An 11,099-nucleotide genomic window follows, 5' to 3' on the forward strand; every position below is an offset into this window, starting at 1 on the left:
GTAGTCGCCTGTGAGCTGCGCCACTAGGTTGTTGGTATGCGCAGCACGATGATGGATGCCCCTCTCCTCGTCTCCCGGATCCTCGAGCACGGCGCGACCGTGCACGGCGCTTCCGAGGTGGTGACCTGGACGGGTGCCGAGCCCAGGCGGATGAGCTACGCCGAGGTCGGCGCGGCGGCGGCCCAGCTGGCCCACGCCCTCCGCGACGACCTCGGCGTGACCGGCGACCAGCGCGTCGCCACCTTCCAGTTCAACAACAACGAGCATCTCGTCGCCTACTTCGCGGTGCCGAGCATGGGCGCGGTGCTGCACACCCTCAACATCCGGCTGTTCCCCGACCAGGTGTCCTACATCGCCAACCACGCCGAGGACAGCGTGGTCATCGTCGACTCGGCGCTGATCCCGTTGCTGGCCAAGGTGCTGCCGCAGATGTCGACGGTCGAGCACGTGGTGGTGGTCGGTGGCGGCGACCCCGCCCCGCTGGCCGGCCGGGTCACCATCCACCACTGGGACGAGCTGCTGGCGGGAAAGCCGACGACGTACGAGTGGCCGGAGCTCGACGAGCGCGACGCGGCGGCCCTCTGCTACACGTCCGGCACGACCGGCAACCCCAAGGGCGTCGCGTACTCGCACCGTTCCATCTGGCTGCACTCCATGGAGGTGTGCATGCCGGAGGCGTTCGGCCTCGCCTCCACCGACCGCGAGCTGGCCATCGTGCCGATGTTCCACGCGATGTCGTGGGGCATCCCGTTCGCCGCCTTCATGTCCGGCGCGTCGCTGATCATGCCGGACCGGTTCCTGCAGGGCGCGCCGATCGCCGAGATGATCGCCGCGCTCCAGCCGACCAAGGCCGGCGCGGTGCCGACCATCTGGAACGACGTGCTCGGCCACCTGGCCGCCGGTTCGGCGTTGCGCGAGGCGATCGTCGGCGGCTCGGCGTGCCCGCCGGCCTTGATGGACGCGTACGCTTCGCGCTTTGGCATCGAGATCATTCACGCCTGGGGCATGACCGAGATGTCGCCCCTCGGCTCGGTGTCCCGCCCGCCGGCGGGCGCGACGGGCGACGCGTTGGTGGCCTACCGCGACAGCCAGGGCCGCTTCCCGGCCGGCGTGCAGGCGCGGATCATCGGCCCGCTGGGCGAGCAGGTCCCGGCCGACGGCGAGTCGGTCGGCGAGCTGGAGGTCCGCGGACCCTGGGTGACGGCGCACTACCTGGGCGAGGAAGAGCCGGACCCGGAGAAGTTCCGCGACGGCTGGCTCCGCACGGGCGACGTCGGCACGCTGTCGGCCGACGGCTACCTGGTCCTGACGGACCGAGCCAAGGACGTGATCAAGTCGGGCGGCGAGTGGATCTCGTCGGTCGAGCTCGAGAACGTGCTGATGGCCCACCCGGCGGTGCTCGAGGCCTGCGTGGTCGGGGTGCCCGACGAGCGCTGGGACGAACGCCCCCTGGCCACGGTGGTGATCCGCGAGGGCGCGACGGCGACACCCGACGAGTTGCGCGCCTTCTTGGCGGAGCGGATGCCGAAGTGGCAGCTACCGGAACGGTGGAGCTTCATCCAGGAGGTCCCGAAGACCTCGGTCGGCAAGTTCGACAAGAAACGAGTCCGCTCCGACTACGCCGGCGGCGCCCTGGAGATCCACACCCTCGACTGAACTCGGTTGTGGCTGGCGTACGTTGTGCGTACGCTTTCCTCATGAGTGCGAAGGCGGAGCGACTTCATCTACGTCTCGACCCCGAGCAGAAGGCCCTGCTCGAGGCCGCGAGCGAGGCGACCGGCTCCACCCTCTCGACGTTCGTGCTGGCCGCCGCCACCGAGGCGGCGGCCGGCGTGCTCGCCGACCGGCGCGTTTTCGTGCTCGACGAAGCCGAATGGCAGGCCTTCGACAAGGCGCTCGACCGACCGGCGGCGATCGTTTCCGGCCTTCCCGAGCTGCTCGCCGCGCCCACGATCCTCGACCGCGACCGGCCGGAGGCCGAAGGGTGAGCTTCCGCTTCTCCGGGGTCGAGACGCTCGGCCCGACGCACGCCGTGGGCGGGTTCGACTGTGGCTCGGCCGCCCAGTCGGAGTGGCTGGCCGAGCATGCGCTCCAGTCCCATCGCGCCGGCCTGTCGCGCGTTTATGTGGTGCGCGGCATCGAGGCCGGACTTGATCGGGTGGTCGGCTATTACGCGCTGGCGGCAGGCAGCGTCGCCCCGGCATCCGCCTCTAAGCGGATGATGCACGGCACCGGCCGCTACCACCAGCCAGTGGTGCTGCTGACCCGGCTGGGGGTCGACAGATCGGCGCAGGGTGTCGGGCTCGGCCGGGCGCTCGTCGTCGACGCGCTGCGTCGCATCGCGGGAGCGGCCGAGGTCATCGGCGTCCGCGCGGTGCTCATCCACTGTGAGTCCCCGTCGGCTCGGGATTTCTACCTGCGGTTGGCTGAGTTCGAGCCCAGCCCGACCGACCCCATGCACCTGCTGTTGCTCATGAAGGACCTGCGTCGTGCGCTCAACCCGGCAGCCGCTCTGAGCACCGTCGGAACCCCGACCGGCTAGGCCGACTTGCGGGTCGTCTTCTTCGCCGTGGTCTTCTTTGCCGCCGGTTCGGCCTTCTTGGCTGCTGTCTTCTTCGCCGGCGCCGCCTTCTTGGTCGCCGTCTTCGTGGCCTTCTTCGCCGCGGTGATCGGGGTCGCCGGGCGGGCCTCGCCGTCGTCGGTCTCCGCCGGTGCCTCGCCGCGCGCCGCGCGGGCCCGCTCGACTGAGGCCTTCAAGGCCGCCATCAGGTCGACGGCCGCCGAGGGAGCCTCTTCCTGCTCCTCGGGCTGGATGATCTCGCGGCCCTCGACCTTGGCGTCGATGACCTCCTGGAGCGCGGCCCGGTAGTCGTCGGTGAACGCGTCCGGGACGAAGTCGCCGGCCATCGAGTCGACCAGCGACGAAGCCATCGCGAGCTCCGGTGGGCGGACCGAGATGTCCTCGTCGAGGAAGCCGAAGTCCGCCTTGCGGATCTCGTCGGGCCACAGCATGGTGTTGAGCACCAGCACGCCCTCGCGGACCCGCAGGGTCGCCAGTTGCTCGCGCTGGCGCAGGGCGACCTTGACGATCGCGACCCGTTCCGAGTCGGACAGGGCGTCGCGGAGCAGCACATAAGGCTTGGTCGCCGTGCCCTCGGGCTCCATGAAGTAGGCCTTGTTGTAGAGGATCGGGTCGACCTGGTCGGCCGGCACGAACTCCAGCACGTCGATCGACCGCGACGTGGAGAGCGGCAGGTCCGCGAAGTCCTCGTCGCTCAGCACGACCATCTCGCCGCCGCCGATGTCGTAGCCCTTGGCGATGTCGTCGTAGGTGACCTCTTCGCCGCAGACCGAGCAGGTGCGCTTGTAACGAATCCGGCCGCCGTCTTCCCGGTGCACCTGGTGGAACCGGATGTCCTTTTCTTCGGTCGCCGAATAGAGCCGAACCGCGATCGACACCAAGCCGAACGAAACGGCGCCCTTCCAGATCGCCCGCATGACGCTCCCATCGTGCTCGCCGGAAACCCCCGCCGCCGGTCAGCAGCCCAGTCACCGACCATGCTCGCACCGTCGCCATGCTTCTGACCAGCATCGCCGGGCTCTAAGGTAAAGAACGTGCCGGGCACACCGATCAAACCGATGCTGGCCACCACGGGTGACCTGCCGTCCGGTGCCGGCTGGATTTACGAGTTCAAATGGGATGGCGTACGCGCTATTGCCGATATATCCCAGGGACGTCGCCGGATTTGGGCCCGTTCCGGCGCGGAGATCACGGCTGCCTATCCAGAGCTGGAAGGGCTCGCCGCGACGACCGACGACGCGTTGTTCGACGGCGAGGTCGTCGTCTTCGACGAGCGGGGAGTGCCGTCTTTCACTCAGCTCGCCGAGCGAATGCACGTACGCGACAAGATCCGCGCCGCCCGGCTCGCGGCCAGCCTCCCGGTCACCTACATGATCTTCGACTTGCTCCGGCTCGACGGGGTCGACCTGACCGGCCGGCCGCTGACCGAGCGCCGGGCAGCACTCGACGCGCTCGGCCTCGGGGCGCCGAGATGGGCCGTGCCGCCCACCTTCACCGACGGCGAGGCGACCCTGGCCGCCGCGGAGGAATACCGGCTGGAGGGCGTGGTCGCCAAGCGGGACGGGTCGATCTACCGGGCGGGCGCCCGTACCCCCGACTGGGTCAAGGTCAAGTTGGAGAGCACCGCCGAGTTCGTGATCGGCGGCTGGCGCCCCGGCGTCCGCAAGATCGGCGGGCTGCTGGTCGGCACGCCCACCGACCGAGGGCTGGCCTTCCGCGGCCGGGTCGGCGGCGGGATCAGCGGGGCCGCCGAGCGCGCCCTGCTCAAGGTCCTCGAACCGCTGGTCACCACGACCAGCCCGTTCGTCACCGGCGACCAATCCGTGCCCCGGGAGGATGCCCGCGGTGCGATCTGGGTAAAGCCCGACATCGTACTAGAAGTGCGATATGGCCAGCGGACCCCCGACGGACGCCTGCGGTTTCCTCGGTACCTCCGGCTGCGCCCCGACCTGACGGCGGAGGACGTGACCGATGGCTAAGCAGCCGGCCCGCATCCGGGTCGACGTCGAGGGGCAGGAGGTGGAGCTGTCCAACTTGGACAAGGTGCTCTACCCCGCCGCCGGGTTCACCAAGGGCGAGATCATCCACTACTACACCCAGGTCGGCCCGATCCTGCTGCCGCACCTGCGCGACCGGGCGCTGACCCGGATCCGCTACCCGAACGGCGTCGACGGCCCGTCGTTCTTCGAGAAGAACGCGCCCGGCGGCACTCCTAAGTGGGTGCGCCTGGCGAAACTGCCGACGCCGGGATCGAGCCAGGGCCGCGAGACCATCGACTACGTGGTCTGCGACGACCTGCCCACGCTGGTGTGGGTGGCCAACATGGCGGGCCTGGAGCTGCACACTCCACAGTGGCGGATCGGCCGGACCGAGGAACCCAAGCCGGACCTGCTGGTCGTCGACCTCGACCCCGGCGCGCCGGCCGGGCTGGCCGAGTGCGCGGCCGTCGCGGTGCTGTTGCGGGAACGGCTGGCGGCGGACGGCATCGACAGCTACCCCAAGACCTCCGGCAAGAAGGGCATGCAGCTCTGCTGCCCGATCGCCGGAACCCAACCCGCCGAGATCGTCACCGGGTACGCCAAGGTGGTGGCCGAGGAACTGGAGAAGGCCCACCCACGGCAGATCATCTCGAAGATGGCGAAGAACCTGCGGCCGGGCAAGGTGTTCATCGACTGGAGCCAGAACAACGCGGCCAAGACCACGGTCGCGGCCTACTCGCTGCGGGCCCAGCCGACACCGACCGTCTCGACCCCGCTGACCTGGGACGAGGTCGAAGACGGCGCGGTGCGCCAGTTCACCGCCATGGAGGTGCTGGAGCGCCTCGACGAGTTCGGCGACCTGATGGCACCCCTGCTGGAGAAGGGCCCGAAGGTGCCCGACAGCCCCCCGGCCGTCGGGCCCCGGGTCAACCGTTAGGCAAGGACGTCGTCGGCGTCGACGATCGTGTACGCGTAGCCCTGCTCGGCCAGGAACCGCTGGCGGTGTGCCGCGTACTCGGTGTCGATCGTGTCCCTGGACACCACCGTGTAGAAGTGCGCCTGCCGGCCGTCGGACTTCGGGCGCAGCACCCGGCCCAGCCGCTGGGCCTCCTCCTGGCGCGAGCCGAACGTGCCGGACACCTGGATCGCCACCGCCGCCTCGGGCAGGTCGATCGAGAAGTTGCCGACCTTGGAGATGACCAGCGTCGGGATCTCGCCCGAGCGGAACGCGTCGAACAGCCGCTCCCGCTCCTTGTTGGTGGTGGCGCCCTGCACGATCGGCGCGTCGAGGTAGTCGCCGATCTGGTGCAACTGCTCGATATAGGCCCCGATGACCAGGATCTGGTCACCCTTGTGCTTGTCGACCAGCGCGCGGACCACCGGCAGCTTGGTGCGCGCCGTCGCCGCCGCGCGGTAGCGCTCCTCGGTCTCCGCCGTCGCGTACGCCATGCGCTCCTCGTCGGTGAGGGTGACCCGCACCTCGGTGCACTCGGCCGGCGCGATCCAGCCCTGCGACTCGATGTCCTTCCAGGGCGCGTCGTAGCGCTTCGGCCCGATCAGCGAGAACACGTCGCCCTCGCGGCCGTCTTCCCGGACCAGCGTCGCGGTCAACCCGAGCCGGCGGCGGGCCTGGAGGTCGGCGGTGAACCGGAAGATGGGCGCGGGCAGCAGGTGCACCTCGTCGTAGATGACCAGGCCCCAGTCGCGGGCACCGAACAGGTCGAGGTGGGCGAACGCGCCGTTGCGCCGGGTCGTCAGCACCTGGTAGGTCGCGATGGTGACCGGGCGGATCTCCTTGCGCTCGCCCGAGTATTCCCCGATCTCGTCCTCGGTCAGCGAGGTGCGGGCGATCAGCTCGCGCTTCCACTGCCGCCCGGCGACCGTGTTGGTGACCAGGATCAGCGTGGTCGCCTTGGCCTCGGCCATCGCCGCCGCGCCGACCAGTGTCTTGCCAGCGCCGCAGGGAAGCACCACCACGCCGGAGCCGCCCGCCCAGAAGGACTGGACCGCTTCCTGCTGATATGACCGAAGCTGCCAACCGTCTTGCGCGAGGTCGATCTCGTGCGCCTCGCCGTCGACGTAGCCCGCCAGGTCTTCGGCCGGCCAGCCGAGCTTGAGCAGCGCCTGCTTGAGCCGGCCGCGCTCCGAGGGGTGCACGATGATCGTGTCGTCGTCGACCTTGCTGCCGAACATCCCGGCCAGCTTCTTGCTCTTGGTCACCTCGACCAGCACCACGCGGTCGGTGGCCTGCAGGACCAGACCGTGCGTCGGATGGTTGACGAGCTGCAGCCGGCCGTAGCGGTCCATCGTCTCGGCGACGTCGACCAGCAGCGAGTGCGGCACGGGGTAGCGCGAGAACTTGATCAGCGCGTCGACCACGCCCTCGGCGTCGTGGCCGGCGGCCCGGGCGTTCCACAGGCCGAGCGGGGTCAGCCGGTAGGTGTGCACGTGTTCCGGTGAGCGTTCGAGCTCGGCGAACGGCGCGATGGCCATCCGGCAGGCGACCGCATCAGGGTGGTCGACCTCGAGCAACAGGGTCTTGTCGGACTGGACGATCAGCGGGCCGTCGTTCACGCGGGCACTCCCGAAAAGGGTCTGGAAGGCGACCCTCCAGTGTTGCACGAAAGAAAACGCCGGGGGATCCGCAACCTGTGGAGGTTCCTGGACGTCTATGAAGCGACGACAGTCCTGGGGAGGGCCTCGATGCACGGTGTGCGCGCAACGTCCATGCGTCTCGTTGCCGTTGCTGTCGTCACGGTGGTCGGTGCCGGCGCGTGCACGTTCGCGCCGTCGCAGTCCTCGGCAGCGGGTGGTGATCCGGTGCCGGTGAGTGCGACGGCCGGAACGGGGGCGAGCGGCCCGCCGGAACCGACCGCCACACCGTCCACCGTTGCCCCAAAGCCCGACAAAACCCCACAAAAGCCGAAGGTCACGTCGAAGCCCAAGCCGGCCGGCTGCCCGACGGGTGACCGCCACCGCGACGTCGAGGTCGCGCTGGCCGACCTCGGCACGTTCGGCCCGATCACCGTCGACGGCAAGCAGTCGCCGCAGGACTGCCAGGCCATCAAGCGTTTCCAGAAGCGCTTCGGGATCTCGCCGGCCGAGGGCCGGGCCGGGCCGACCACGGCCTCCGTGGCCAAGCGCCTGGTCAAGACCGACCCGCGCAAGTGCAAGGCCGGCCAGGGCCTGACCTTCTGCGTCGACCTGACCAACCAGACGGTGCTGGCGATGCGCGGTGGCAAGGTCATCCTCGGGCCGACGGTCACCCGCACCGGCATGTCCGGCGGCTTCCAGACGCCGGCGGGCAACTACAAGGTCAACTTCCGCAACGTCAAGGAATGGTCCGACCCGTACGAGGTGTGGCTGCCCTACTGGCAGCACTTCGTCAACGGGATGGGCTTCCACGAGACGACCACCTACATCCACAACGGCGCGATCGGCTCACACGGCTGCGTCAACCTGCTGCCCGCCGACGCGCGCAAGCTGTGGAGCCTCGGCAAGGTCGGCACCCCGGTCCACGTGTACGGTCGGCGCCCCGGAACCTAGACCCCCTGGCCGATCGATGTCACTCTTGGTTCATGGTCGTCGATGAGCGGGGTCGGGCAGCCGCACCCGTGTCCCGGCTGACCGTCGCCTCGTACGCGCTGATGGGCGTGGGTCTGGTCGCCTGGTTCCTCTATGGCTGGCTCGTGCAGCGGCAGGGCCTGGTCAACTCGATCGGCGAGACCGCGGGCACCGGCTTCGCCGTCCTGCTGATGATCTCGATCATCGGGAGCGTCCGGCGGGCCCGCGGTTAGGGCAGCCCTACCGCCAAGAGGCCCGTAGCCGTGACTGCTTCGCGGCCCCGGCGCCGGTGCAATTGACAGCATGGACACGCAGACGAGGCAACAGCCGGCGCAGCCGCCGACCGTGACCGCACCGGCGGTCGAGCTCCAGGCGGTGACCCGGGTGTACGGGGGGCGGGCCGCCGAGGTCCGCGCACTGGACAATGTGGACATCGCGTTTCGCGCCGGTTCCTGGACGGCCGTGATGGGCCCCTCCGGATCCGGCAAGTCGACGCTGCTGCACTGCGCGGCCGGGCTCGAACGGGTCAGCGACGGGCGGGTGCGGATCGCCGGCCAGGACATCACCGACGCCTCCGACGCCGAGCTCACCCGGCTGCGCCGTACCGTCGTGGGCTTCGTCTTCCAGAGTTTCAACCTGATCGGGTCGCTCTCCGCCGAGCAGAACGTGGCGATGCCGCTGCGGCTGGCCGGCCGCCGGCCCCGGCGCCGCGAGGTCCGCGACGTGCTCGCGTCCGTGGGTCTGGCCGACCGGGCCCGGCACCGCCCGGCCGAGCTTTCCGGCGGCCAGCAGCAGCGCGTCGCGATCGCCCGGGCGATGGTGACCAGGCCCGCGGTGCTCTTCGCCGACGAGCCGACCGGAGCGCTGGATACCCGCACGGCCCGCACGGTGCTGACCATGCTGCGCGCGATGGTCGACCACAGCGGGCAGACGATCGTCATGGTCACCCACGACCCGGCCGCCGCGGCCAGTGCGGACCGCGTGGTCTTCCTGGGCGACGGGCGGGTGGTCGACGCGCTGGAGCGGCCGACCACCCGCGAGGTCGCCGACCGGCTCGCGCGTTGGGAGGAGTAGGGCCATGTTGCGGATGTCGTGGAGCACGTTCCGGGACCGCTGGCCGGTCTTCCTCGGCGCGATCGTCACCGTCCTGCTGGGCGTCGCGCTGGTGCAGTCCTCGCTGCTGACCCTGGTGTCGGCGGCCACCGCCGACGTGCCGGCGGGGCTGTCGCTGGCCGAGGCAAGCGAGCTGCGCGACGGCTACGCCGCCGCGATCACCTTGATGGGCATGACGCTCGGCCTGGCCTTCTTCGTCGCGATCTTCGTGGTCAGCTCGACGTTCGCGTTCACCGTTGCCCAGCGCCGCCGTGACCTGGCCCTCCTCCGGCTGACCGGTGCCGGCCGGGGCCAGGTGCGCACGCTGCTGCTCGGCGAAGCGCTGCTGCTCGGCATCATCGGCTCCGGGCTCGGCGTGCTCGCCGGCCTGCCGGTGATGCGGCTGCAGGGCCGGATGCTCACGAGCTTCGCGTTGGCGCCGCCCGGGTTCACCGGCGAGTGGCGCTCGTGGATCGTCTACGTGTCCGCCGGCACCGGAGTGGGCGTCGCGGTGCTGGGTGTGCTGGCCGCGTCCCGGCGCGCGTCACGGGTCCGGCCGCTCGAGGCGTTGCGTGACCTCGGCGCGGCCGCCAAGGTGATGACCGGGTCCCGCTGGGTGATCGGCCTGTTCTTCCTCGCCGGCAGCATCGCGTTGCTGATCCTGGTGCCGGCGGTCGGCGGGGACGGCGCGCTCCCGCTGTCCATCAACGCGACGTTCACCCTGGTCACCGCGTTCGCCGTGCTGGCACCCCTGATCGTGCCGCTGGTGGCGGCGCCGTTCGGGATGGTCTTCCGTGGGCGGCTGGGTGTGCTCGCGCACGCGAACCTGCGCACCGGCGTGCGCCGCAGCGCCTCGACCGCGGCGCCGATCATGGTGTTGGTCGCGTTCGTCGTCGGGATGGCCGGCATGACCGGGACCCTGGCCGAGGCGGGCCGTGGCGAGATCGCCCGGGACCTGCGCGCGGACCTGGTGCTCGACACGTCCGGGCCGGTCCGTGACCAGGTCACCGCGGCGCCGGGCGTAACCGCGGTGTCCGAGGAGGCGGCCGTCAGCTTCGACATCGCCGAGGACGAGGGCGAGGACGGGCTGGCGTGGGAGTCCGCCAGCGCGGTCGCGGTGGACCCGGGCGCGTACGAGCAGACGCATCGCATCGCGCTCGTCGCCGGCAGCCTGGCCGAGTTGCACGGCGCGACGATCGCGTTGAGCCCCGGCGCGGCCACGGGCTGGCGGCTCGGAGACCAGGTGCCGGTGCGCATCGACGGCGGTCCGAGCCAGCTACGGGTGGTCGCGCTGCTGCCCGACACCCTGGCCGGGCCGGGTGCGTTGCTGCCGGCCGATCTCATGCCCGACGGGCCGCGGCGCTACGTGGTGCGGGCCACCGACCCGGCCGCGGCAGCCACCGGCCTGGCGGGTCTCGGTCAGGTGCGCACCACGGCCCAGTGGATCGACGCGTACAACGACCAGCAGCAACAGATCGGCGCGCACATCATGGTGGCGTTGATCGGCATGGCGATGGTCTACACCGTGATCGCGATGATCAACGCCGTGGTGATCGCCGCTTCGGACCGCCGGGCCGAGTTCGCGGCGGCCCGCGTCACGGGCCTGACCCGTGGCCAGGTGGTGCTCGCCGCGCTGGCCGAGTCGTTGGGGGTCGTCGTGATCGGTGTGCTGCTCGGTCTGCTCGCGGCCACGGCCACGATCGCCGGCATGGCCTCCGCCGTCCGTGACCTGGTCGGGATCGGCGTGGTCAGCGTGCCGTGGACGATGTTCGGGGGCGTGGTCCTGCTCGCCGTCCTGGTGGTCGGCCTGACCAGCGTGCTCACCACGCTCACGGCCACCCGCACACCACCGATCCGGCTGGTCGCGGCCCGCGAGTGACGAG

The 11,099-nt window shown here is 70.5% G+C and carries 11 protein-coding genes; 9 read left to right on the forward strand and 2 right to left on the reverse strand.

The annotated features are described in order from the left end of the window. Window positions 1-36 precede the first annotated feature (36 nt). From CHC05_RS23985 to CHC05_RS23995, 3 genes are read left to right on the forward strand one after another with little or no spacing between them, the layout of a single operon-like run. The gene (locus tag CHC05_RS23985) at window positions 37-1,656 is read left to right on the forward strand and encodes a fatty acid--CoA ligase (protein ID WP_089252565.1); all 1,620 of its coding nucleotides are present in this window, start codon (window positions 37-39) and stop codon (window positions 1,654-1,656) included. Between the two features lie 41 nt (window positions 1,657-1,697). Next, entirely contained in the window at window positions 1,698-1,988 is a 291-nt protein-coding gene (locus CHC05_RS23990) for a type II toxin-antitoxin system TacA family antitoxin (protein ID WP_089252567.1), read from the forward strand. Then, window positions 1,985-2,542, forward strand: a complete 558-nt coding sequence (locus tag CHC05_RS23995) for a GNAT family protein (RefSeq protein ID WP_089252569.1) — start codon at window positions 1,985-1,987, stop codon at window positions 2,540-2,542. Before CHC05_RS23990 ends, CHC05_RS23995 begins: the two co-directional genes overlap by 4 nt. Here the strand turns inward: CHC05_RS23995 and ku are convergent. After that, entirely contained in the window at window positions 2,539-3,498 is a 960-nt protein-coding gene (ku, locus tag CHC05_RS24000) for a non-homologous end joining protein Ku (protein WP_089252571.1), read from the reverse strand. The genes CHC05_RS23995 and ku overlap by 4 nt on opposite strands. Before the next feature lie 117 nt (window positions 3,499-3,615). Between ku and ligD (CHC05_RS24005) the strand changes: the two genes are divergently transcribed. Continuing rightward, window positions 3,616-4,560, forward strand: a complete 945-nt coding sequence (gene ligD, locus CHC05_RS24005) for a non-homologous end-joining DNA ligase (protein ID WP_089252573.1) — start codon at window positions 3,616-3,618, stop codon at window positions 4,558-4,560. Continuing rightward, window positions 4,553-5,497, forward strand: coding sequence for a non-homologous end-joining DNA ligase (ligD, locus tag CHC05_RS24010; protein WP_089252575.1), 945 nt, complete (start codon window positions 4,553-4,555; stop codon window positions 5,495-5,497). The genes ligD (CHC05_RS24005) and ligD (CHC05_RS24010) overlap by 8 nt, the downstream gene beginning before the upstream one ends. Here ligD (CHC05_RS24010) and CHC05_RS24015 read toward each other — a convergent pair. After that, window positions 5,494-7,134 (reverse strand): DNA repair helicase XPB, encoded by a 1,641-nt coding sequence (locus CHC05_RS24015; protein ID WP_089252577.1) that lies wholly within the window; start codon window positions 7,132-7,134, stop codon window positions 5,494-5,496. The two genes, ligD (CHC05_RS24010) and CHC05_RS24015, sit on opposite strands and share 4 nt — an antisense overlap. 153 nt (window positions 7,135-7,287) lie before the next feature. Between CHC05_RS24015 and CHC05_RS24020 the strand changes: the two genes are divergently transcribed. From CHC05_RS24020 to CHC05_RS24035, 4 genes are all read left to right on the forward strand, one after another. Continuing rightward, a complete protein-coding gene (locus CHC05_RS24020; protein WP_425426837.1) occupies window positions 7,288-8,106 on the forward strand; it encodes a L,D-transpeptidase family protein in 819 nt (272 codons plus the stop codon). Between the two features lie 32 nt (window positions 8,107-8,138). Further along, a complete protein-coding gene (locus tag CHC05_RS24025) occupies window positions 8,139-8,357 on the forward strand; it encodes a hypothetical protein (RefSeq protein ID WP_089252581.1) in 219 nt (72 codons plus the stop codon). Between the two features lie 70 nt (window positions 8,358-8,427). Further along, complete coding sequence (locus CHC05_RS24030) at window positions 8,428-9,198, forward strand: ABC transporter ATP-binding protein (protein ID WP_089252583.1); 771 nt, start codon at window positions 8,428-8,430, stop codon at window positions 9,196-9,198. Window positions 9,199-9,202: 4 nt separating this feature from the next. Beyond that, window positions 9,203-11,095 carry an FtsX-like permease family protein gene (locus CHC05_RS24035; protein ID WP_089252585.1) on the forward strand — a complete coding sequence of 631 codons (1,893 nt, stop codon included), beginning with the start codon at window positions 9,203-9,205 and terminating at the stop codon, window positions 11,093-11,095. Window positions 11,096-11,099 lie beyond the last annotated feature (4 nt).

The sequence above is a fragment of the Asanoa hainanensis genome (assembly GCF_900188485.1).
In the GTDB taxonomy this organism is placed as follows: Bacteria; Actinomycetota; Actinomycetes; order Mycobacteriales; family Micromonosporaceae; genus Asanoa; species Asanoa hainanensis.

Excerpts from the sequence above, each read along its gene's own strand:
- CHC05_RS23985 (WP_089252565.1), top strand. The coding sequence starts at position 37 with ATGCGCAGCACGATGATGGATGCCCCTCTCCTCGTCTCCCGGATCCTC.
- CHC05_RS23990 (WP_089252567.1), top strand. The coding sequence starts at position 1,698 with ATGAGTGCGAAGGCGGAGCGACTTCATCTACGTCTCGACCCCGAGCAG.
- ku (WP_089252571.1), bottom strand. The coding sequence starts at position 3,498 with ATGCGGGCGATCTGGAAGGGCGCCGTTTCGTTCGGCTTGGTGTCGATC.
- ligD (WP_089252575.1), top strand. The coding sequence starts at position 4,553 with ATGGCTAAGCAGCCGGCCCGCATCCGGGTCGACGTCGAGGGGCAGGAG.
- CHC05_RS24020 (WP_425426837.1), top strand. The coding sequence starts at position 7,288 with ATGCGTCTCGTTGCCGTTGCTGTCGTCACGGTGGTCGGTGCCGGCGCG.
- CHC05_RS24025 (WP_089252581.1), top strand. The coding sequence starts at position 8,139 with ATGGTCGTCGATGAGCGGGGTCGGGCAGCCGCACCCGTGTCCCGGCTG.
- CHC05_RS24030 (WP_089252583.1), top strand. The coding sequence starts at position 8,428 with ATGGACACGCAGACGAGGCAACAGCCGGCGCAGCCGCCGACCGTGACC.
- CHC05_RS24035 (WP_089252585.1), top strand. The coding sequence starts at position 9,203 with ATGTTGCGGATGTCGTGGAGCACGTTCCGGGACCGCTGGCCGGTCTTC.